This is a genomic window from Sediminicoccus sp. KRV36 (assembly GCF_023243115.1).
Classification (GTDB): Bacteria; Pseudomonadota; Alphaproteobacteria; order Acetobacterales; family Acetobacteraceae; genus Roseococcus.
Genome location: NZ_CP085081.1, coordinates 921,601 through 943,961, shown reverse-complemented (window position 1 = coordinate 943,961; position 22,361 = coordinate 921,601). Strand labels below are relative to the sequence as shown.

The following is a 22,361-nucleotide window of genomic DNA, read 5'->3' as shown; positions in this document are numbered from 1 at the left end:
TGCTCTAAGAACCCCCGCATGACGACAAAGCCGCTCAGCTTCCAGGACATGATCCTGACCCTGCATCGCTATTGGGCGGCGCAGGGCTGCCTCATCCTGCAGCCCTATGACATGGAGATGGGGGCGGGCACCTTCCACCCGGCGACCACGCTGCGCGCGCTGGGGCCGAAGCCCTGGAGTGCGGCCTATGTGCAGCCCTCGCGCCGGCCATCCGACGGGCGCTATGGCGAGAACCCGAACCGGCTGCAGCATTACTACCAGTACCAGGTCATCATGAAGCCCAGCCCGCGGGACCCGCAGGCGCTGCTGCTCGGCAGCTACCGGGAACTCGGCCTCGACCCGGCGCTGCATGATATCCGCTTCGTCGAGGATGACTGGGAAAGCCCGACGCTGGGCGCCTGGGGCCTGGGTTGGGAGGTCTGGTGCGACGGGATGGAGGTGACGCAATTCACCTATTTCCAGCAGGTGGGCGGTATCCCCTGCGAGGTTCCCTCCTGCGAGCTGACCTATGGGCTGGAGCGCCTGGCCATGTACATCCAGGGTGTCGAGAATGTGTATGACCTGGATTTCAACGGCCATGGGGTGAGTTACGGCGACGTGTTTTTGCGCGCCGAGCGGGAATACAGCGCCCACAACTTCGAACACGCCGATGTGGCCCTGTTGAAGCGCCAATTCGAGGAAGCCGAGCAGGAATGCCACGCCCTCGTCGCCCAGCATCTGGCGCTGCCCGCCTATGACCACTGCATCAAGGCGAGCCACCGCTTCAACCTGCTGGATGCGCGCGGCGCGATCAGCGTGACGGAACGCGCCGCCTATATCGGGCGCGTGCGCAACCTGGCGAAGGCGTGCTGCGAAAGCTGGCTTCGGGAGGCGGCGTAAGGTAGAACGTGCGCGGAGGTTCTACCATGGGGCAGTTGAACATCAAGGATGAGGTGCTGATCGCGGAAGCCAAGGCCCTGGCCGCAGAGATGGGGACCAGCACGATCGGTGCGCTCCGCCTGGCAGTTCAGAGTCTGAGGGCGACCCGCGAGCGGGAGAAGCGGGCGACGCAAGAGGCCAAGATCGCCGCTGCCATGGCGATCGCGGCAAGGGTCGCGGAATTGGTGCCGCCCCACCTGCGCAAAAGCGACCATTCGGACCTCTACGACGAGGATGGTCTGCCCAGGTGATCATCGACACTTCGGCCCTTGTCGCAGTCCTGTTCCAGGAGGCTGATGGCTTGCGGTATCTGCGCGCCATCGCGGGAGCCCAGGACGCCATCATCTCGGCTGCGACGCTGGTCGAATTGACCATGGTCGTTGAGGGACGCGGTGGAGAGGCTGCGGGACGCGAGGTTGATGCCTTTCTGAGCGAGATGGATGTGAGGATATGGCCCGTGACAGCGCGGCACGCCCAAGCCGCAAGGCAGGCGTGGCGTCGCTTCGGCAAAGGACGGCATCCAGCCGCCCTGAACCTCGGGGATTGTTTTTCCTACGCGCTGGCCGTGAGCATGGATGACGCGCTGCTCTACAAGGGTCACGATTTTTCCCAAACCGATGTGAAAGCCGCCATCTAGTGCCCGAATTGCTGATCGAACTCCTCACCGAGGAAATCCCCGCGCGCATGCAGGCGCGGGCGGCCGAAGATCTGTGCCGCCTCATCAAGCCGGCCTTGGCACCCCTGCTCCAGGGCGAGCCACGCGGCTTCTACGGCCCCCGCCGCATCGGCCTGGTCGCCGAGATGGCGCTTTCGGCCGAGACGGCGGCGAAGGAGGAACGCGGACCGCGCGTCGGCGCGCCGGAGCAGGCGCTGGCCGGCTTCCTGAAGAAGCACAACGCCACGGCCGAAATGCTGGTGGAGCAGAATGGCTTCCTCGTCCTGGTCAAGCCGGGCGAGACCATCACGGCCGAGGCGCTGCTGCACCAGAAGCTGCCCGAACTGCTCTGGGCCTTTCCCTGGCCCAAGAGCATGCGCTGGGGCGTCAGCCAATTCACCTGGGTGCGGCCCTTGCAGCGCATCCTGTGCCTGCTGGATGGGCGCGTGGTGCCGGTGGCGCTGGCGCGGGGCGAGGATGCGGCGCATCGCCTGGTGGCGGGAGATGTGACCGAGGGCCACCGCGTGCATGCGCCCGGCGCCTTCCCGGTGACCGGCCATGCCGATTACGTGGCGCGGCTGCGCGCAGATTTCGTCATCGTGGATGCCGCCGAACGCATGGCGCTGATCCGCGACGGCGTGGCCGCACTGGCCGCCGCGCAAGGGCTGGAAGTGGTGCCGGATGAGGGCCTGCTGGCCGAGGTGGCGGGGCTGGTCGAATGGCCTGTGCCGCTGCTGGGCCGGATTGATGAGGCCTTCATGGATTTGCCGCCCGAGGTGATGCGGACCTCGATGCGGGTGAACCAGCGCTATTTCGCGCTGCGGCATCCGGATGGCCGGGCGGCGCCCTTCTTCGCGCTGGTGGCGAATATCTCCGCGAGCGACGGCGGTGCGGCGCTGGTGGCGGGGAATGAGCGGGTGCTGCGGGCGCGGCTTTCGGATGCGCGGTTCTTCTGGGATCAGGACCGCAAGCAGAGGCTGGAAGACTTCCTGCCGAAGCTGGAAGGCGTGGTGTTTCACGCCAAGCTCGGGACGCAGGCGCAGCGGATCGCACGAATTGAAAACTTAGCGGGGAACTTGGCGTATCGCGTCGGCGCTAGCCGACCGTTATCAGAAAGAGCAGCAAAGCTGGCTAAAGCTGACCTCATCTCAGGCATGGTAGGCGAATTTCCGGAATTGCAGGGCGTAATGGGCAGCTACTACGCCCGCCTACAGGGAGAGGATGCGCGGGTGGCTGATGCCATCGGGCAGCATTATCGTCCGCTTGGGCCAACGGATGAGGTGCCGACTGAGCCGGTCGCAGTGGCGGTAGCCTTGGCGGACAAGCTCGATCAGTTGGCCGGCTTCTTCGCAGTGGATGAACGCCCGACAGGGAGTAGCGACCCCTACGCCCTGCGACGAGCTGCACTGGGAGTTATACGAATCGTGAGGGAGCAACGGCTGAGACTCCCGCTTGGTGAAATCATTGCGCATCACGTTAAGTTCGCGATTAGTGAAGCAGAGGCTGAGACAAAGCTGGGCGCGCTTTACGAAGCTGAGGAAACGTTCGAGAGCAGAACAGGGTTGTCAGCTGGCCTTCCGACTTACCCGATAGTTCAGGTATCCGACCCTCAGGAAACCCTGAAAGCGCTGCGCGAATTCATCACCGACCGCCTCCGTGTCCAACTCCGCGCCGAGGGCGCCCGCCACGACCTCGTCACCGCCAGCATCGGCGAGGATGACGACATCCTCCGCATCCTCGCCCGCGCCGAGGCGCTGAAGGCGCTGGTCGAGTCCGAGGACGGCACCAACCTGCTGGCCGCCTATAAACGCGCGCAAAACATCCTGCGCATCGAGGAGAAAAAGGACGGCCCCCACACCGGCGCGGTGGACGAGGCCCTGCTCGCCCTGCCGCAGGAACAGGCGCTCAACACGGCGCTGGCCGCCGCCGAAACCGCCGTCGCGCAAGCCCTCGCGGCGGAGGATTTCGCCGGCGCCATGGCCACCCTCGCCACCCTCCGCCCCCCCGTGGATGCTTTTTTCCAGGACATTCTGGTGAACGATGCGGACCGGTCTCTACGTCGCAACCGTTTGCGGCTATTATCGCGCCTGAAATCCGCCATGGATTCCGTGGCAGACCTGTCCAAGATTGAATCCTAAGAGGAACTCCGCATGACCCAGTGGGTGTACAGCTTCGGTGCCGGGCACAATGAAGGCCGCGCCGATATGCGCAACCTGCTGGGCGGCAAGGGTGCCAACCTGGCGGAAATGGCCAGCATCGGCCTGCCCGTCCCGCCCGGCTTCACCATCACGACCGAGGTCTGCACCTATTACTACGACCACGGCCAGCAATACCCGGCCGATCTGATGGCCTCGGTGAAGGCGGCACTCGGCCTGGTGGAACAAGCCGTCGGGCTGAAATTCGGCGACACCGAAAAGCCGCTGCTCGTCTCCGTCCGCTCCGGTGCCCGCGTCTCCATGCCCGGCATGATGGACACGGTGCTGAACCTCGGCCTGAACGACGCCACCGTGGAAGGCCTGGCCCGCGCCTCGGGCGATGCGCGCTTCGCCTGGGACAGCTATCGCCGCTTCATCCAGATGTTCGGCGCCGTGGTGCTCGATGTGGACCATCACCGCTTCGAGGACATCATCGAGGGCGTGAAGCTGGACCGCGGCGTGGCTGAGGACACCGCACTCACCGCCGATGACTGGAAGATCGTGGCCGCCGGCTACAAGGATGTGGTGGCCGAGGCCACCGGCAAGCCCTTCCCGCAGGACCCCGAGGCGCAGCTCTGGGGTGCGATCGGCGCCGTCTTCGGCTCCTGGATGAACACCCGCGCCAACACCTATCGCCGCCTGCATGACATCCCCGCCAATTGGGGCACGGCGGTCAATGTCCAAGCCATGGTCTTCGGCAATATGGGCGAGGATTGCGCGACGGGCGTCTGCTTCACGCGCGACCCCTCCACGGGCGAGGACATGTTCTACGGCGAATACCTGGTGAACGCCCAGGGCGAGGATGTGGTCGCCGGCATCCGCACGCCGCAGCCCATGTCCGCCCTGCGCGCCAAGCCCGGCGAGAAGCCGATGGAAGAGGTGATGCCCGCCGCCTACCAGGAGCTGGTCCGCGTCCGCGCCGTGCTGGAAAAGCACTACAAGGACATGCAGGACATCGAGTTCACGGTGCAGCAGAACAAGCTCTACATGCTGCAGACCCGCAACGGGAAGCGCACCGCGGCCGCCAGCCTGAAGATCGCTGTCGATATGTGCGCCGAAGGCCTGATTGATGAGAAGGAGGCCATCAAGCGCGTCGCCCCCGGCTCGCTCGACCAGCTGCTGCATCCCACGCTGGACCCCAAGGCGGCGCGCAAGCTGCTGAGCAAGGGCCTGCCGGCCTCGCCAGGGGCGGCTTCCGGCGTGGTGGTGTTCAATTCGGACGAGGCGGAGATGCGCTCGCAAAAGGGCGAGAGCGTCATCCTGGTGCGTATCGAAACCAGCCCCGAGGATATTCACGGCATGCATGCGGCGCGCGGCATCCTCACCACGCGCGGCGGCATGACGTCGCACGCGGCGGTGGTGGCGCGTGGCATGGGCCGGCCCTGCGTGGCCGGTGCTGGCGGCATCTCGGTGGATTACGCGGCGCAGGCGCTCTCCGCGGGCGGCAATATCGTCCGCGCGGGCGACCTGATCACCCTGGATGGTGCCACGGGCGAGGTGTTCCTTGGCTCGGTCGCCATGATCGAGCCGAAGCTCTCGGGCGATTTCTCCAAGCTGATGGAATGGGCCGACAAGGTGCGCCGCATGAAGGTGCGCGCCAACGCCGAAACGCCGCTGGATGCCGAAACCGCCCGCAAATTCGGCGCCGAGGGCATCGGCCTTTGCCGCACCGAGCACATGTTCTTCGACCCCGCCCGCATCGGCGCCGTGCGCCAGATGATCATGGCCGAGCACGAGGAAGGCCGCCGCGCCGCACTCGCCAAGCTGCTGCCCTTCCAGCGCAGCGACTTCACCGAGCTGTTCCGCATCATGGCCGGCCTGCCGGTGACGATCCGCCTGCTCGACCCGCCGCTGCATGAATTCCTGCCGCATACGGATGAGGAGATCGCCGAAGTCGCCGTTGGCCTCGGCGTCGAGGTCGCGGCCATGCAGCGTCGCGCGGCCGATCTTTCGGAAGCCAACCCGATGCTGGGCCATCGCGGCTGCCGCCTGGGCGTCACCTATCCGGAAATCTACGAGATGCAGGCCCGCGCGATCTTCGAGGCGGCCATCGCCGTCGCCAAGGAAACCGGCACGGCCCCCATCCCGGAAATCATGATCCCGCTGGTGATGAGCAAGCGTGAGCTCGACATCACCCGCGCCCAGGTGGATGGCATCGCGGCCCAGGTCTTCGCCGAGAGCGGCACCACCATCGAATACCTGGTCGGCACCATGATCGAGCTGCCGCGCGCCTGCCTGACCGCCGATTCCATCGCGGAATCGGCCGATTTCTTCAGCTTCGGCACGAATGACCTGACGCAGACCACCTTCGGCCTCTCACGCGACGATGCCGGGAAGTTCCTGCCGGCCTATGTCGAGAAGAACATCATCCCCAAGGACCCCTTCGTCTCCATTGACCCGGAGGGTGTCGGCGCCCTGGTGAAGATCGCCGCCAAGAAGGGGCGGCGCGTGAAGCCTGGCCTCAAGCTCGGCATCTGCGGCGAGCATGGCGGGGACCCGGCGTCGATCCAGTTCTGCGAGACGGTGAAGCTGGATTACGTCTCCTGCTCACCCTATCGCGTGCCGGTGGCGCGGCTGGCGGCGGCGCAGGCGGCGCTGGACAGCGCGGGGAAGACTGATCGGACGGCTTGAGGGGAGTTCCGCAGGGGCTTTGCCCCTGCACCCCCACCAAAGGCCATTGGCCTTTGGAAACCGTTTGTCAGCGAAGAAGCGGCATGCTTCGTATTCCACGGGACGATGCCTTGGACGTCATCGCCTCCACGGTCCTGGAGGTCGATGGCGAGCCGCGCATCCAGATCCAGCTTGGCCGTCCAAGGCTAGCGCCGGACCCCAGTTGCTGGTTCTGCCCCTATGAGATCGTGGACACCTCGAAGGCAAGACGATCCTATGCCTACGGCGAGGATGCCATGCAGGCGCTGGTGCTGACGCTCTACAAGATTTCCGTCGAGATCGAGACCTGCGAATACAACGAGCAGGGCAGGCTGTCCTGGCTCGGCGACTTCAAGGATTTCGGGTTCCCGTCCATCCCCATCCGCCCAGCACTCTAAAACTTACGGTTTCCAAAGGCCTGTGGCCTTTGGTGGGGTGCAGGGGCGAAGCCCTTGCGCTCACGTCCTCCGCACGTTCCAGAACACCGGGATCCCGCCCGGCTGCATCACGCCCGTCAGGTTCCGCCGATGCCCGAGCGGCTGGAAGAACTGGCCGAGCGGGATATAGGGCACGTCCTCGACCATTTGGCGCTGCATATCGGCCGAAATGCGCTGCTGGGCCGGCAGGTCGGGCGCATCGAACCAGGCATCGCGCAGGGATTCGAGGCGGGCACTTTCCGGCCAGCCGATGAAGCCCGCCCGGCCCTGGCCGCGCAGCATGAGGTGCCCCGCCGGGTTGAGGTGATCGAGGCCGCCCCAGTTGGTGCAGAAGGCGCTCCAGCCGCCCTGATCAATCGGGTTCTGCTGGGCGCGGCGCTGCACCACGGTGCCCCAATCCATGGACTGGAAGTCGATGTTCACGCCCAGGCGCCGGAACATGTCCGCCGCCACCTGCGACCAGGCGGCGAGGCTCGCGATGTCGGTGGTGCCCAGCAGGACGATGCGCTCATTGGCATAGCCGCTTTCGCGGACCATGCGGCGCGCCACATCCATGTTGCGCTCGAAGACTTCGAGGCCCGCCGTGCTGGCCAGCGGCGTGCCGGGCGTGAAGGCGCCCACGCTGGCCTTCCACCCGGCCGGATCAGGCCCCATGAAGGCCGTCATGTAGTCGGCCTGGTTCACGGCACGCAGCAAGGCCTGGCGGAATTTCGGGTTGTTCATCGGCGCATGCAGGTGGTTCGGCCGCATCACCGCGATGGAGCCCAGTGGATCAGGCTGCACCACCGCCACATTGCGGTTGCGGGCCAGCATGGGGGCGAGATCCGGCGTCACCGATTCCCACCAATCCATCTCGCCCGAGACGAGGGCCGCGGCGGCGGTCGCGAAATCGGGCATGATGTGCCACTCGACGCGATCGAAATGCACCACCTTCGGCCCCGCCGTGCCCGAGGGCGTGCCATTGGCGCGCGGCGTGTAGCCGGCGAAGCGCTCGTAAACCACGCGGCTGCCGGAGACGAGTTCGTCGCGCTTGAAGCTGAAGGGCCCGCTGCCGATCACCTGGTCGGGGCGGATCTGCGTGAAGGCATCCGTCGCCGCGATGCTGGCCGGCATGATGAAGGGCGCGTTGCTGGTGGGCTTGGCCAGCGCATCCAGCATCAGGCCGAAGGGGCGGCTCAGGCGGATGGTGAAGCGCTTGTCGTCCAGCGCCACCATCTCCTCCGTCAGGGCGGCCAGCCGCGCGCCCATTGCATCGCGCTTGCCCCAGCGCGCCAGAGAGGCCACGCAATCGGCCGCCCGCACCGGCTCGCCATTATGGAAGCGCAGGCCATCGCGCAGCGTGAAGGTCCAGAGCTTGCCGTCATTGGCGATGGTGTGGCCTTCGACCATCTGCGGCTGCGGGCGGTATTCGTCATCCAGGCCGTAGAGCGTGTCCCAGACCATGAAGCCGTGGTTGCGGCTGATATAGGCAGTGGTCCAGACCGGATCCATCACGGTCAGATTGGCGTGCGGCACCATCTTGAGGGTGCGGGTGCCCTGGGATTGCGCGATGGAGGGGGCGGCCGCGACGGCGGCGGCCGCACCCATGAAACTCCGACGATCCATGTTCGATAACCCCGAAAAGCTGTGGCTTGGTGCCGCAGCATGACGAGGGATTCATCCGGCTGTCCACAGGTTTTCGGGGCGGATTGGGCCGGATTTCGGCGGAGATGCCTGTGTTTGAGGCAGCAGGGGGCTCTGCCCCCTGACCCCCGGCAGGGAACACGTTCCCTGCACCCATATCTGTCGGAGATGCAAGAACCTGAGGTTCTTGCCGGGGGTCCGGGGGCAGAGCCCCCGGGCGAAGCTACCCCTGCCGCGCCACCATCATCGTCTTGATCTTGCCGATCGCTTCGGCCGGATTGAGCCCCTTCGGGCAGGTCCGCGTGCAATTCATGATGGTGTGGCAGCGATACAGCCGGAACGGGTCTTCCAGATTATCCAGCCGCTCGCCCGTCGCTTCATCGCGGCTGTCGCTGATCCAGCGATAGGCCGCCAGCAGGATGGCGGGGCCGAGGTAGCGATCGCCATTCCACCAATAGCTGGGGCAGGAGGTGGAGCAGCAGAAGCACAGGATGCACTCCCACATGCCGTCCATCTTGGCGCGCTCCTCCTTGGATTGGCGGCGCTCCTCATCGGGCGGGGGCGGGGTTTCGGTCTTCAGCCAGGGCTCGATGCTTCGATACTGCGCGTAAAGCTGCGACAGGTCGGGCACCAGATCCTTCACCACCGGCAGATGCGGCAGCGGGCTGATGCGGATATCGCCCTTCACCTCGTCAATCGGCTTAAGGCAGGCGAGGGTATTGAGCCCGTCAATATTCATCGAGCAGGAGCCGCAAATGCCCTCGCGGCAGGAACGCCGGAAGGTGAGCGAACTGTCCACCTCGTTCTTGATCTTGATCAGCGCGTCCAGGACCATCGGGCCGCATTTGTCGAGATCGAGCTCGAAGGTATCGGTGCGGGGGTTGGCCCCGTCATCCGGGTCCCAGCGGTAGATTTTGAACGCCTTGACGTTGGTGGCGCCATCCGGCGCCTTGTGCGTCTTGCCACCCTGGATGGTGGAGTTCTTGGGGAGGGTGAAAGTGGCCATCGTTCAGAGTCCGATCGGCTGAGGTTGCTTGCAACCGAAGCCGTGAATCGGCCTCGCAAAAAACGCTGGGACAGAGGCCGCGGGCAGATGCGGGCGGCGCATGGCCTAGTACACCCGCGCCTTGGGCGGAAACACCTGAACCTCATTGGTCAGGGTCCGCATCTTCACATCGCGATAATCGAGCTTCACCTCGCCCTTCTCATTCATCCAGGCCAGGGTGTGCTTCATCCAGTTCACGTCATCGCGATCCGGATAATCCTCCTGCGCGTGGGCGCCGCGGCTTTCCTTGCGGGCCTCACCACCCACGATGGTCGTCATCGCATTGCCGACGAGATTGTCGAGCTCCAGCGCCTCCACCAGGTCGGTGTTCCACACGAGGCTGCGATCCGTGACCTTGAGGTCGCTGAAGCCGGCATGCACGCCCTTCATCTTCTCCACACCCTCACGCAGCAGTTCGGAGGAGCGGAAGACGGCGGCGTGTTCCTGCATGGTGCGCTGCATGGCCAGGCGCAGCTCGGCCGTGCCGGTGCTGCCCTTGGCGTGGCGGATGCGGTCGAACCGGTCCAGGCTGCCCTCACCCGCGCGCGGCGGCAGCGGCGGCTGGGACGCGCCGGGCTTTACCGTCTCGGCGGCGCGATGGGCGGCGGCGCGGCCGAACACCACGAGATCGAGCAGGGAATTGGTACCCAGGCGGTTCGCGCCATGCACCGAGACGCAGGCCGCCTCGCCCACGGCCATCAGGCCGGGGACGGTCGCATCCTCATCGGCGCGCGTGGGGCGCAGCACCTCGGTGTGGATGTTCGTGGGGATGCCGCCCATGTTGTAATGCACGGTGGGGAGCATCGGGATCGGCTCCTTCGTCACATCCACGCCGGCGAAGATGCGCGCCGTCTCGGAAATGCCGGGCAGGCGCTCATGCAGGATATCGGCGCCCAGATGCTCCAGATGGAGCATGATGTGATCCTTCATCGGGCCGCAGCCGCGCCCCTCGCGGATTTCGACGGACATGGCGCGGGACACCACATCGCGCGAGGCGAGGTCCTTCGCGGTCGGTGCATAGCGCTCCATGAAGCGCTCGCCCTGGGAATTGGTGAGGTAGCCGCCCTCGCCGCGGGCCCCTTCGGTGACGAGGCAGCCGGCACCGTAGATGCCGGTCGGGTGGAACTGCACGAATTCCTGGTCCTGCAGGGGCAGGCCGGCGCGCAGCACCATGCCGCCGCCATCGCCGGTGCAGGTATGGGCCGAGGTGCAGGAGAACCAGGCGCGGCCATAACCGCCCGTCGCCAGCACCACCTTCTGCGCGCGGAAGCGGTGGATGGTGCCGTCTTCCAGGTTCCAGGCCGTCACACCGCGGCACACGCCCTCATCATCCATGATGAGGTCGAGCGCGAAGTATTCCACGAAGAACTCGCAGCCATGCTTGAGCGACTGCTGATACAGCGTGTGCAGGATGGCGTGGCCGGTGCGGTCGGCCGCGGCGCAGGCGCGCATCGCGGGCTCCTTGCCGTATTCCTTCATGTGGCCGCCGAAGGGGCGCTGGTAGATGCGGCCATCCTCGGTGCGGCTGAAGGGCACGCCGTAATGCTCCAGCTCGATGACGGCGGGAATGGCCTCGCGGCACATGTATTCGATGGCGTCCTGGTCGCCCAGCCAGTCCGACCCCTTCACGGTGTCGTACATGTGCCAGCGCCAGTCATCCTCGCCCATATTGCCCAGGGCCGCACCCACGCCGCCCTGCGCCGCCACGGTGTGGCTGCGTGTCGGGAAGACCTTGGTGATGCAGGCGGTTTTCAGCCCCGAGGCGCCCATGCCGAAGGTGGCGCGCAACCCGGCACCACCCGCGCCGACCACCACCACGTCATAGGTGTGATCCACGACCCGATAGGCCCCGAAGGATGGCTTGCTGATGGCGTTCATGCGACCCGGTCCGCTCCGCTCGTGCCCGGCCTCGGCCGGGCGATGTGTCTTGCCGGACTGTCCCCGGCCTGTCCTCATGAGCTTGGTGGTCCCGCCGGAACCACAAGCCCCGTTTCGTCAAAGCGCGAAGGCGATCCGCAGCACAGAAAAGCCGCTGGCCAGCGCCATCAGCAACGCGGCGGCCTTGATCAGCAGCACAAAGGCCAGGCGCTTGAACTCGTCGCGCACGTAATCCTCGACCACGACCTGGAGGCCGGCGGCCATGTGGTGGAAGGTGAGGCCGATCAGCACCAGCAGCAGCACCGCATTCACCGGCTGCGCGATCCAGATCAGCGTCTCCAGATAGGAGGCGCCGGCCAGGCTGATCATGCTGGCGACGAACCACAGGGTCAGCGGCAGCAGGGCGATGGAGGTGACGCGCTGCATCCACCAGTGATGCGTGCCGGATTTCGCCGAACCCATGCCGCGCACGCGGCCGAGCGAGGTGCGCAGCGAGGTCTGGGTGACACTTTCCTTGGCCATCGCGCTCAGCCCCAGAACACGAGAACAAGGACCCAGGTCAGCACCGTGAGCACCGCCGTGCCGATCAGCACGAGGCGCCCGCTGCGATACACCGCCGGCATGTCGAAGCCATGCCCCGCATCCCACACCAGATGCCGGATCCCGGCGAGCGTGTGATACCAGGCCGCCACCGTCAGGCCGAACAGGACCAGGAGGCCGAGGAAGGAGGAGAGGAACCATTGCACCGTGGCGAAGGCCGCCTCACCCGTCGCGGCCGCCATCAGCCACCAGACCAGGAGCAGCGTTCCGGCCGACCAGGCCGCGCCACTGATGCGGTGCATGATGGAAAGCGCGCTGGTCATCTGCATCATGTCATAGGCTTGCAGATGCGGAGAGAGCGGGCGGCGGATGATCGTGCCATCGGAACGCCGCGCAATCATTCCGGCTTCACGCGGGTCCGTCATGCGAGTGTCGCCTTCGCAGCTTCGGCGTCCATGGGAACTCAACCTCAACCTTCGTTCTTGCGGTTCTTCTAGGCGTCCCTTCGCAGTTGCGTCAATCCGACGGGGGCTCGGGCGGCGCCGTTCCGGCAGCTTTTCAGCCCAAGTCCAGGAGGATGGCGCCCAGGCTCAAAAAGTGGATTGACCCGCCCCAACTCTCCCGCGAGTGTGCAGCCACATGACCAAATCATGTCCCCACGGCCTGAACTGGATTTTAGGGCCTGGGCTGGATTTCCAGGGAAGATGTCGTCCGGATAGGGTAATCGCGTGGTTCTGCTTCGTCGCCTGGCGTGTTGGGGAGGATACCTGGCTCTCGGCCTGCTCATGGCAGCGCCGGCGGCGCATGCGCAGGCCACCGCCAGCGCGGATGGCCGGGAGGCCATTCGCCTGCTGATCGGCCTGCCGCCGGGCAGCGGCGTGGACCAGGTGGCCCGCATTTTCGCCGAGGCGCTGGGCCAGCGGTTGTTCCGCCCGGTCCTGGCGGAAAACCGCACCGGCGCCCGCGGCAATGTCGCGGCGGAGGAGGTGGCGCGCGCGCTGCCCGACGGCAACACGCTGGGTTTCGTCACCTCGACCACCTTGTTGTTGAGCCGGCATTTATCCCGGCAGATGGGCTATGACCCACAAGCAGACCTGACCCCCATCAGCCGCTTTGCAAGCCTGCCCATGCTGGTGCTGGGCCCTCCCGGCCAGGGGGTGCGGACGCTGGCCGAGCTGACCGAGGTTTTGCGAGCCAGACCAGGGACTTGCGGCACACCCGGGGCTGGCACGGCGCAGCATCTGGCGCTGGAATTGTTGATCCGCTCGGTCGGCGCGCGGTGTGATTTCGTGCATTTCCGGGGCCTGGCCGGTGCACTTCCGGAATTGCTTAATGGAAGCGTCCAGGTCTATGTGGAAGCCGCTGTCATCGGATTGCCACTGATGCGGGAAGGCCGGGTTCGTCTGCTTGCCGTCACCTCGCGGACCCGCTCTGCGCTGCTTCCCGAGACCCCGACAGTCGCCGAGACGGTCCCTGGCTTCGAAGCCGAGACCTGGATGGCACTCATGGGGCCTCGCGGGCTGCCGGATTCCGTCCTGGCAAAGCTGGAGGCAGCGGCCATTGCAGTGGCTCGTGACACTGTCGTGGTGCAACGGCTGCGGGCCCTTTCGGCGGAACCCATCGGGGGCACGCGATCGGAACTCGCCGCCACCATTCGCGCGCAGGATTCCATTTGGGGGCCGGTGGCTCGCGCCGCCGGGTTGACCACTGATTGACGTTGCCATTCAAGCCACCATTCCCCGCAAGCTCGGCTTCAAACCCGGCATGGTCTGCGCTGTGCTGGAGCCGCCCGCCGGCCTCAAGCACGGCCTGCCAGCGACCTCGGCCTCCGAGCCGGAGCTGATCCTGGCCTTCGCGCCGGACCGCGCCGCCCTCGGCCGTGTCGCAGCGCGAGCACTCGATCTTTATGGTGTGGGGGGCCGCTTGTGGTTCGCCTATCCGAAGAAGACGGGCCCCGTCCGCTCCGACCTCGACCGCGAACATGGCTGGGAGCCGCTGACCCAGGCCGGGCTGCTGCCGGTCACGCAGGTGGCGCTCGACGCCACCTGGTCCGCGCTGCGCTTCCGCCTGCGCGAGGAAATCCCGACACTGGCGCGCAAGGCCTGAACCCCGCGCGCATGTGAGCCGAAGCGCTGCCGCCTCCATGTGGGGGGGGCGCGGATGGCCCGCATGGCAGGACCAGGCGGCAGGGCACGGGCTTCGCCCGGCGGTGTTTCTGGCATTCCGCCTCACCAGCCGGCAGCGCGGTTTCAGCGAAACCGAAGACGGCGACGCCGCCCGGGCCTCTGCGTTCACGCGACGCCTGGGCGCCCTGCAAAGGGGCGCGGCTTGCGGCTGCGCGCGCTTGCTTTGTGCGCCGAGGCTTTCGGCACAACCTCCACCCCGTTGTTTTCCAGAGCTTGTTCCGCTCGCAAGGGCTCATGGAACAACCCCTGGCCGATTGATGTCCGGGCAGCTTTATCCGTCCAAGCCAACCCGTTGGAACGGATGCGGCGCTAACCGGCGCAGGCGCTCGGCGCCGGCTTCCCCTTGGCGGCGGCCAGGCTGCTGCGCCAGACCAGGACCAGGGCGCTATCCTGCCAGCCATGCAGGCTGCCGAGCCAATCGCGCGTCGCGGTGATGGGCGCGGCACTGGCGGCCACGCAGGGGCGTGCCCGCTCCAGCCCGCCCGGCACGGCCGAAGCCGCGGGCCCGAGCAAGGGGAGAATGGCCAGGCATGTGCCGGCGATCAGCAGGGGGAGGGCGTTGCGCATGGGGGGAATTCCTCGTGCTCAGCCTGGCCATGCCAGCGGCCGAGGGGCCCGAAGCCCCCTCCCCGCCGATGCATTCCTGGAAGAGTATGCGAGAAACATGGACTCTCTCTTTTTGAGATGATTATCGCTGAAATTAGCGATACGATCTCTCAACATCAAAATACCTACACGAGCTTGGGGAAATGACCAAGCAAAATTTTTAATCGTGATGAAAATTGCATTTTTTAGACGCTCCAAGGCGGCGAATGAGATGGCTGCCCATCCGCGGCGCCAGGCCGCCGGCACGCCAGCGGGGCAAAGAGGCGGCATGGCGGGCATACGGAGAACCGCGCATCCTCCCGTTCAGCCAGCCACAAGGCTGGCGTCCTGCCCGTTGATTTTCCGTTTGGAATCAGAAAGCTCCATGCGACAGGCCAGGGGCCCCAAGGCCCCCGCGCCCAGCCGCACCCCGCGCGCCTCAGCGGCTGGCGAGAAGCCCTGTCGGCTCGATGTTCAGGCTGGGCGTCGCGCAGACATCCATGGCGGGCATTTCGGCGGCCCGCCCATTGGCAAAGATGATCCGCACGGCATTGCGGCCCGGCGCGGCCCGCACCACCTGGCTGCCGCCCGGCGGCAGCGTGCCCGGCGCCAGCAGGTCCGGCCCCCAGCCGCTGGAGCCGGCCGGGCTGAAATAGGCCTGCTCCACCGTCATCCCGCCCACATTGCGCAGGCGCACATCGCCCCCACAGCCCAGTGTCGCGACGCTGCCCCCCCCGCCGCCGGCGCAGGCGGCGAGCAGCGGCAGCAACCAGAATGCGCGCATCAGGCCCCCCATCTGGCCCCCCATCAGGCCCATTGCGGGTCGATCGGGGCGGGCGGCGCGCCGGCCGCCGCAATCGCCTCACCCGCCGCGAGCAGGAGGTCCTCGCGGTAGCGTCCGCCCACCAGCTGCACGCCAAGCGGCGCCGTGCCGGACAGCCCGGTCGCGACGGAAAGCCCGGGCAGGCCCAGCAACGGCAGGCCAACCTGGGTGAGCTGGGCTTCCATGATCCCCGCGAACGCCGCGTCACCGCCCTGATCCGCCTGGTCAGGGAAGGGCAATTCACCGGAAACCGGCATCAGCACCACCGGATAACGCTCGAAAAAGAGGTTCCAGGCGCGCAGGAAGCCGGCGCGCAAGGTCAGCGCATCCTGGAATTCCACGAGGCCGGGCGGCGGCGTCAGCGCCTGCATGTGGCGATAGACGGCCAGGGCGGTCGGCTCGTTTTCCTGCTCCACCGCCGCCATGCCGCCGCGCGGCAGCATGGAGAGCCAGAGCTGGGCTTGCAGCCGCGCGGGCTCGCGCAGCGGCGGCAGGCTGCCCAGTTCCTCGACCTCCCAGCCTGCGGCGCGCAGCCGCTGGGCCGCGTCCCGCAGCGCGGCGACGATCACCGGCGCCACCTTCATGCCATCCGGCGCGACGCAGAGTGCCGCGCGCCGGGGCATGGCCGGCCCCTCCAGCGGTGCCGGCACCCACCAGGGGTCGCGCGGATCGGGCGCGCTCATCGCGGCCAGGCCCAGCCGGAGGTCCCGGATGCTGCGCGCCAGGGGGCCGCTCACCGCCATCAATTGCGGGCCGATATCCCGCTCCGGCAGGCCCGGATTCCAGGCCGGGATGCGCCCCAGCGTGGGCCGCAGCCCGTGAATGCCGCAGGCATAGGCCGGGTAGCGGACCGAGCCGCCGATATCCGTCCCATGCCCGATCGCGCCGATGCCCGCCGCCGTGGCCGAGGCCGCGCCACCGGATGAGCCCCCCGGCGTCAGCCCCTTGTCGCGCGGGTTGAAGGTCGGGCCGTGGATGTCGTTGGAGGTGAACCAGCGCACCGAAAACGCCGGCGTATTGGTCCGCCCGATGATGACGGCTCCCGCCTTGCGGAAGTTCGAGACCAGCGGGTTGTCCTCGCGCGCCACGGCCCCGGCCTGGATCTTCAGGCCATTGGTGGTGGCGAAGCCGGCCTGGTCCGTATTGACCTTGATGGTGACCGGCACCCCGGCCAGCAGGCCGGGCGCCTCGCCGCGGGCGATCCCGGCATCCACCGCATCGGCGGCGGCCAGCGCCTGTTCCGGCATGAACTGGATCACCGCGTTGAGCCTGGGGTTCACCGCATCCAGCCGGCCGAGGGCCGAGAGCGCCACCTCGCGCGCCGAGACCTGCTTCGTGTGCACCAGCCGCGCGATGTCGGTCGCGTCCAGTCGCCAGAGGTCGGTCATCGCGCGCTCCTTCAATTGCGCAATGATTCTTCGGCCAGAGGCCGGGTCAGGTCAACCGCGCCGCCGCTCGATCCCCAGGGGCAAATCGCCGAGCCGGGCCATTTCGCCGCGCTGAAACAGGGCAGGATCGGCCAGGAACGCCTCGGCCATGGGCATGGCGTCAGCACCCCAGAACAGCTCCGCGCCGATGGCCAGGGTGGGCACGCCGAAAACCCCCGCCGCGATGGCCGCATTCGTTGCCGCGCGCAGCTCCTCCTTGGCGGCGAGCAGCGCCTCCTCGGTCACGGGCGGCAGGCGCTCGCGCAGGGCGGCCGCTTCCTCATGCGGGTCCCGCCCCTCGCCCCAGATGAAGGCGAAGGCGGCCTGGACGGCGGCCGGATCACCCCGCAGGGCCGTCAGCAGCCGCAGCGCCTCCAGCGAGCGGAAGGGATGGCGCGGCGGGAAGCGGAACGGGATGCCCGCCTGCTCGGCCTGGAATTGCGTCTGGCGATAGGTCTGCACGCGCTTGGGCGCGATCTCGGCCGGGCCGAGCTGGCCCCAATGGCTGAGCACGGCGCCGAAGACGATGGGGCGCAGCTCCACCTCGCCCCCCATCACTTCACCGAGCGCCAAGACACGCGGCAGCGCGAGATAGGCGAAGGGCGAGATGAGGTCGAAATACCAGGTGCGCTTCACCCGGGAAGCTCAAGCACGTTCTTGGCGATGATGTTGCGCTGGATCTCGTTGGTGCCGCCATAGATGCTGGTCGGCCGCGCCTGGATGTAGAGCGCGCCGGGGTTGAGGTTGCGGTTGCCCTCCATCGGGCCAAAGAGGCCGGCGTTCTCGCCCGCCACTTCCAGCATGGTCTCGGTGATGCGCTGGAAGAGCTCGGACTGGATGACCTTCAGCTGGCTGACATCGGCCCCCAACGGGCGGCCCTGCTTCAGCACTTCGACATAGCGGCCATAAAGCGCCTTCAGATCCTCCAGGTCACAGCGATGGCGGGCATAGCGCTCGGCGAAAAGCGGCTCCTCCGCCACACCCATCCGCTCGGCCAGCTGGCGCAGCCGCGTCAGCGCATAGGCGGACTGGCGCGGGGAGCCGAGATAGATGCGCTCGAAGCTCAGCAGCGCCTTGGCCATGTCCCAGCCCTTGTTGAGCTGTCCGACCAGGTTCGCCTTCGGCACCTTCACATCATCGAAGAACACCTCGCAGAACTCGTCATGCATTTCGAGGTTGATGATGGGGCGCACGGTGATGCCGGGCGTGTTCATGTCCACCAGCAGGAAGGAAATGCCCTCCTGCTTCTTCGCCGCCTTGTCGGTGCGGACCAGCAGGAAGATCCAGTTCGCGTCGGAGGCCAGCGTGGTCCAGGTCTTCTGGCCATTCACCACGTAATGGTCGCCCGCATCCACCGCCTCGGTGCGCAGGCTGGCCAGGTCCGAGCCGGAATTGGGCTCGGAATAGCCCTGGCACCAGATGTGCTCGCCACTCAGGATCTTCGGCAGGAAATGCTGCTTCTGCGCCTCGGTGCCGTAGCGGATCACCAGCGGCCCCAGCATGATGATGCCGTGGTCATTGCACCGGGCGCAGCCATGGCGCTCCAGCTCCTCCGTAAAGATGATCTGCTTCGCCGGCGCCAGACCGAGGCCGCCATATTCGCGCGGCCAGCCGGGGCAGAGCCAACCCTTCTCGGCCAGCTTGAAGTACCAGACCTTGTTCTCCTCCCAGTGGAGGCGCTTCTCGGGGTTGCGGATCTCGGCCGGATAATTGGCCTCGATCCAGGACCGGATATGCGCGCGGAACATCTCGTCCGGCAGCGCATTCAAATCCTCGGGCTCACGGCCGGTGATGGCGTTCATGCTGGACCTCCATGGGATGGTTGGGATGCGGGGCGGTGGCTCTCGGGGAAGGCTCTGCCTTCCCCGAACCCCATCCGCCAGGGGCCTTGGCCCCTGGACCCAGGCACATGGTTCGGTTTCAGGGGAAGGGCATCGAGCATGCTCGATGCCCTTCCCCTGAAATCGAACAAAAGTCTCAAGGGGTCCGGGGACACAAAGTCCCCGGCAGGAGGGTTCGGGAGGGCAGCGCCCTCCTGAGGACCACCATCGCGCATCTCACCGCCCCTGGAAGACTGGCTTGCGCTTGCCGAGGAAGGCGGCGCGGCCTTCCTTGTGGTCTTCCGTCACGAAGAGGGCCGCCTGGAAATCGGCTTCGCGGGCCAGGGCGCGTTCCAGGTCATCGGCGAACCATTGCTTGGTGTAGGCCATGGGCAGCGGGGCTTCATGGGCCAGATGCTGCGCCTTTTCGAGGGCCACCTTCAGCGCCTCGCCCTTGGGCACGACATAGTCCACCAGGCCGATCTTCAGCGCCTCGGTGCCCAGATATTGCGTGTGGTGCAGCAGCATGTCGCGCGCGCGGCCCACGCCGATGCGGGCGGGCAGGGTCGCGGGCATGCCCATGTCGCTCATCAGGCCGATCTTGTGGAAGCCGGCCATGAAGCGCGCATCATCGGCGGCGACGATGGTGTCGCAGAGCAGCGCCATGGAGAGGCCCGCCCCCACGGCCCAGCCCTCGACGGCGGCGACGATGGGGATGTTGCCGCGCGCCATGAGGCGCACCAGGCGATGGGTGCGGCGCATGCGGTCACGCCCGTCAAAGGCGGTCTCGACATTCATGCCCGAGATGTCGCCGCCGGCGGAAAAGACGCCGCCGCCGCCGGTCAGCACGATGGCGCGCGTGACGCCATCCACGCTGGCGCGTTCGAGGGCGTGCTCCATCTTCTCGCGCAGCGGCACGGCGAGCGCGTTGCGCCGCGCGGGGTAGTCAATGGTGAGGACCAGGACGGCGCCGTGGCGCTCCTCCAGGATCTCCATGCGGGTATCTGGCATGTCGTTCATGCGTCTTCGAGCTCCGGCGAGAGTTCCATGAAGCGGCGGCGGTGCAGGGCCGCCCCGCCAAAGGCGGGCACCAGCACCATGGCGCGGCGCATATGCAGGCCGACATCGTAGTCATCGGTGTAGCCGATGCCGCCATGCAGCTGCACGCAGGCCTGGCTCACCAGCATCGCCGCCTCACTCGCGCGCGCCTTGGCGCGGCTGACGGCGTGGGAGGGGGCGCCTTCGTCCAGCGCGGCGGCGGCTTGCTCGACGGCCGCACGGGTCAGCGCGATCTGCATCTTCGCATCGGCCGCCTTGTGCTGCAGCGCCTGGAAGCTGCCGATGATCTTGCCGAATTGCTGCCGCGTGCGGAGGTAATCCAGCGTCATGGCGAAGGCGGCCTCCATGCCGCCCAGCAGGGCGGCGGCGGTGGCGAGTGCCGCGCGGTCCAGCCCCTCGGTCAGGGCGGCGCCGATGTCATCGCCGATGTGACGCCCCGGGCCATGGCCGGTGTAGGGCAGCGGGCGAACAGTACCGAGATGCCCGCCATCCTGCGTCGCTTCGGTGGTGATCTCCATCTGGTCGCGCGTCAGCACATGCAGCGCGATGCGGCCATTTTCGCCGACGGGCCAGAGGATATGCGTGGCCCCGGCCGCACCCGGCACGAAGCTGCGGGCACCATCCGTGCTGGCGGCGAGGCCCAGCGTATTCGCGCGGTCCTGCCAGGCGGTCAGCACCACCGCCTCGCCCGCCAGGAGTTGCGCGAGCAAAACCGTCTCGCCGGCGGCCGCCAGAAGATGCGCCGAGAGCGCGCAGCCGATCAGCGGCTCGGGCGCGCAGGCGCGGCCGATTTCCTCGGCCAGGGCCACCATCTCGGCCATGCCGAGGCCGGTGCCGCCGGCCGCTTCGGGAATGGCGAGGCCGATCCAGCCCGCCTCGCCCATCTGGCGGAGCAGCGTTGTGTCGAAGCCCGGCTCGGTGAAGCGCAGCTTGCGCACGCGCGCCATGTCGGCACCCAGCAATCCGCGCGCGGAATCGCGGATCATCCCGATGCTTTCGGCGCGATCCTCCGTGAAGGGGGAAACGCCGCTCATGATCTTGTGTGCAGCTTGGCGCCACTCTTGGACTGGAGTTCCTCCAGGCTCATCCCCGGCACGATGTCGCGCACGACAAAGCCGAGCCCCTGCACCACATCCAGCACGGCAAGGCTGGTATAGACGCGGCTGACCGAACCCAGCGAGGTCAGCGGATAGCCGCAGCGCTCGACGATCTTGGGGCGGCCATCCTTGGTGGTGTGGTCCATCACCACCCAGAGGCGCTTGGCGCCGGCGCCGAGGTCCATCGCCCCACCCACGGCCGGCGCCGTGTCATTCTCGGAGGTGGCCCAATTGGCGAGGTCGCCATTCTCGGCCACTTCGAAGCCGCCCAGCACACACAGGTCGATATGGCCACCGCGGATCATGGCGAAGCTGTCGGCATGGTGGCAGATGCTGCCACCCGGACGCAGCGTCACCATCTGCTTGCCGGCGTTGATCAGCCAGGGGTTTTCCTGGCCCTTTTCGGGCGCTGGCCCCATGCCGAGCACGCCGTTTTCGGATTGGAAGATCACCTCCCGCGTCAGCGGCACCTGGTCGGCGATGAGCGTGGGCATGCCGATGCCCAGGTTCACCACCCAGCCCTCGGGGATGTCGGCGGCGGCCTTGGCGGCCATGTCGGTGCGGCTGAAGCTTGCCATGACGTTTCTCCTCTTGCCCTGAGCCTAAACCCAGCCTTCGCCCCGGTCCACACGGACCACGCGGTTCACGAAAATCCCGGGTGTCGCGACCTTCTCCGGATCAATGGCGCCCAGCTCCACGATGTGCTGCACCTGCGCGATGGTAAGCTCCGCCGCCATCGCCATCACCGGATTGAAGTTCCGGCCGGAGAGATTGTAGGTGAGGTTGCCCCAGCGATCCGCCTCCCACGCCTCGATCAGCGCGACATCGGCGTGCAGCGCGCGCTCCATCACATATTTGCGGCCGTCGAATTCGCGCTCCTCCTTGCCCTTGGCCAGCAGCGTGCCGTGCGAGGTGGCGGTGAAGAAGGCGGGAATGCCGGCACCGGCGGCGCGCATGCGCTCGGCCATGGTGCCCTGGGGCACGATCTCCAGCTCGATCTTGCCGTCGCGGTACAGCTCCTCGAAGACCACGCTGCCGGCGCTGCGCGGGAAGGAACAGATGATCTTCCGCACGCGGCCGAGTTCCATCAGCTTGGCCAGGCCCACGCGCCCCGTGCCGGCATTGTTCGCCACGCAGGTGAGGTCTTTTGCGCCCTGCTCGATCAGCGCCTCGATCAGCGCATCGGGCTGGCCCACGCTGCCGAAGCCGCCGATCAGGACGGTGCTGCCATCCTTCACGCCGGACAGCGCCTCGGCCAGCGTGTTGACGATCTTGTTGATCATATTTCCTGCCCTCAAACGCCGGGCGCCGCCTCCGGCGGCTTGGCTTGCGCGCCGCAGGTGGGGCATTCCCGGCTCGTCGGTTGCGCACCGCGCGCCGCCGCTATTCGCGCCGGATACTGCGTTGTTGGCGGCGGTTCTGGA

22 protein-coding genes are annotated in these 22,361 nt (G+C 67.0%); 8 read left to right on the top strand and 14 right to left on the bottom strand.

Annotation, left to right across the window (positions count from 1 at the left end; genetic code table 11):
- Positions 1-18 precede the first annotated feature (18 nt).
- The 6 genes from LHU95_RS04125 (at position 19) to LHU95_RS04100 (ending at position 6,815) form a co-directional block, all read left to right on the top strand.
- Positions 19-879 carry a glycine--tRNA ligase subunit alpha gene (locus LHU95_RS04125; RefSeq protein ID WP_248710114.1) on the top strand — a complete coding sequence of 287 codons (861 nt, stop codon included), beginning with the start codon at positions 19-21 and terminating at the stop codon, positions 877-879.
- Positions 880-905: 26 nt separating this feature from the next.
- On the top strand, positions 906-1,169 hold the full coding sequence (locus LHU95_RS04120; protein ID WP_248710113.1) for a type II toxin-antitoxin system VapB family antitoxin: 264 nt from the start codon (positions 906-908) through the stop codon (positions 1,167-1,169).
- Positions 1,166-1,555, top strand: coding sequence for a type II toxin-antitoxin system VapC family toxin (locus tag LHU95_RS04115; RefSeq protein WP_248710112.1), 390 nt, complete (start codon positions 1,166-1,168; stop codon positions 1,553-1,555). Before LHU95_RS04120 ends, LHU95_RS04115 begins: the two co-directional genes overlap by 4 nt.
- Positions 1,555-3,711, top strand: a complete 2,157-nt coding sequence (gene glyS, locus LHU95_RS04110; protein ID WP_248710111.1) for a glycine--tRNA ligase subunit beta — start codon at positions 1,555-1,557, stop codon at positions 3,709-3,711. Before LHU95_RS04115 ends, glyS begins: the two co-directional genes overlap by 1 nt.
- A gap of 12 nt (positions 3,712-3,723) precedes the next feature.
- Entirely contained in the window at positions 3,724-6,399 is a 2,676-nt protein-coding gene (gene ppdK, locus LHU95_RS04105) for a pyruvate, phosphate dikinase (protein ID WP_248710110.1), read from the top strand.
- 83 nt (positions 6,400-6,482) lie between these two features.
- Positions 6,483-6,815, top strand: a complete 333-nt coding sequence (locus LHU95_RS04100) for a hypothetical protein (protein WP_248710109.1) — start codon at positions 6,483-6,485, stop codon at positions 6,813-6,815.
- Positions 6,816-6,875: 60 nt separating this feature from the next.
- On the opposite strand, the gene LHU95_RS04095 is transcribed toward LHU95_RS04100, so the two are convergent.
- The 5 genes from LHU95_RS04095 to sdhC form a co-directional block, all read right to left on the bottom strand.
- Positions 6,876-8,459: an ABC transporter substrate-binding protein gene (locus LHU95_RS04095; protein ID WP_248710108.1), complete on the bottom strand. Its 1,584-nt coding sequence runs from the start codon at positions 8,457-8,459 to the stop codon at positions 6,876-6,878.
- 241 nt (positions 8,460-8,700) lie between these two features.
- Positions 8,701-9,483 (bottom strand): succinate dehydrogenase iron-sulfur subunit, encoded by a 783-nt coding sequence (locus tag LHU95_RS04090; RefSeq protein WP_248710107.1) that lies wholly within the window; start codon positions 9,481-9,483, stop codon positions 8,701-8,703.
- Between the two features lie 105 nt (positions 9,484-9,588).
- Positions 9,589-11,400, bottom strand: coding sequence for a succinate dehydrogenase flavoprotein subunit (gene sdhA / locus LHU95_RS04085; RefSeq protein ID WP_248710106.1), 1,812 nt, complete (start codon positions 11,398-11,400; stop codon positions 9,589-9,591).
- Positions 11,401-11,517: 117 nt separating this feature from the next.
- Positions 11,518-11,922, bottom strand: coding sequence for a succinate dehydrogenase, hydrophobic membrane anchor protein (gene sdhD, locus LHU95_RS04080; RefSeq protein WP_248710105.1), 405 nt, complete (start codon positions 11,920-11,922; stop codon positions 11,518-11,520).
- Between the two features lie 5 nt (positions 11,923-11,927).
- Positions 11,928-12,365, bottom strand: a complete 438-nt coding sequence (gene sdhC, locus LHU95_RS04075; RefSeq protein WP_248710104.1) for a succinate dehydrogenase, cytochrome b556 subunit — start codon at positions 12,363-12,365, stop codon at positions 11,928-11,930.
- 303 nt (positions 12,366-12,668) lie between these two features.
- On the opposite strand from sdhC, the gene LHU95_RS04070 reads away from it, so the two are divergent.
- Positions 12,669-13,655 (top strand): tripartite tricarboxylate transporter substrate binding protein, encoded by a 987-nt coding sequence (locus LHU95_RS04070; protein ID WP_248710103.1) that lies wholly within the window; start codon positions 12,669-12,671, stop codon positions 13,653-13,655.
- Positions 13,656-13,704: 49 nt separating this feature from the next.
- Positions 13,705-14,046: a hypothetical protein gene (locus tag LHU95_RS04065; RefSeq protein ID WP_248710102.1), complete on the top strand. Its 342-nt coding sequence runs from the start codon at positions 13,705-13,707 to the stop codon at positions 14,044-14,046.
- 389 nt (positions 14,047-14,435) lie between these two features.
- On the opposite strand, the gene LHU95_RS04060 is transcribed toward LHU95_RS04065, so the two are convergent.
- The 9 genes from LHU95_RS04060 to LHU95_RS04020 form a co-directional block, all read right to left on the bottom strand.
- Positions 14,436-14,693 carry a hypothetical protein gene (locus tag LHU95_RS04060; protein WP_248710101.1) on the bottom strand — a complete coding sequence of 86 codons (258 nt, stop codon included), beginning with the start codon at positions 14,691-14,693 and terminating at the stop codon, positions 14,436-14,438.
- Positions 14,694-15,150: 457 nt separating this feature from the next.
- Complete coding sequence (locus tag LHU95_RS04055; RefSeq protein ID WP_248710100.1) at positions 15,151-15,495, bottom strand: hypothetical protein; 345 nt, start codon at positions 15,493-15,495, stop codon at positions 15,151-15,153.
- 23 nt (positions 15,496-15,518) lie between these two features.
- A complete protein-coding gene (locus tag LHU95_RS04050) occupies positions 15,519-16,922 on the bottom strand; it encodes an amidase family protein (RefSeq protein ID WP_248710099.1) in 1,404 nt (467 codons plus the stop codon).
- A 51-nt stretch (positions 16,923-16,973) separates the two neighbouring features.
- The gene (locus tag LHU95_RS04045; protein ID WP_248710098.1) at positions 16,974-17,597 is read right to left on the bottom strand and encodes a DsbA family protein; all 624 of its coding nucleotides are present in this window, start codon (positions 17,595-17,597) and stop codon (positions 16,974-16,976) included.
- Positions 17,594-18,763 (bottom strand): acyl-CoA dehydrogenase family protein, encoded by a 1,170-nt coding sequence (locus LHU95_RS04040; RefSeq protein WP_248710097.1) that lies wholly within the window; start codon positions 18,761-18,763, stop codon positions 17,594-17,596. The genes LHU95_RS04045 and LHU95_RS04040 overlap by 4 nt, the downstream gene beginning before the upstream one ends.
- Before the next feature lie 255 nt (positions 18,764-19,018).
- Complete coding sequence (locus LHU95_RS04035; RefSeq protein ID WP_248710096.1) at positions 19,019-19,801, bottom strand: enoyl-CoA hydratase-related protein; 783 nt, start codon at positions 19,799-19,801, stop codon at positions 19,019-19,021.
- A complete protein-coding gene (locus tag LHU95_RS04030; protein WP_248710095.1) occupies positions 19,798-20,874 on the bottom strand; it encodes an acyl-CoA dehydrogenase family protein in 1,077 nt (358 codons plus the stop codon). The genes LHU95_RS04035 and LHU95_RS04030 overlap by 4 nt, the downstream gene beginning before the upstream one ends.
- A complete protein-coding gene (locus LHU95_RS04025; RefSeq protein WP_248710094.1) occupies positions 20,871-21,515 on the bottom strand; it encodes a 3-oxoacid CoA-transferase subunit B in 645 nt (214 codons plus the stop codon). Before LHU95_RS04025 ends, LHU95_RS04030 begins: the two co-directional genes overlap by 4 nt.
- A gap of 24 nt (positions 21,516-21,539) precedes the next feature.
- Entirely contained in the window at positions 21,540-22,220 is a 681-nt protein-coding gene (locus tag LHU95_RS04020; RefSeq protein ID WP_248710093.1) for a 3-oxoacid CoA-transferase subunit A, read from the bottom strand.
- Positions 22,221-22,361: the final 141 nt, after the last annotated feature.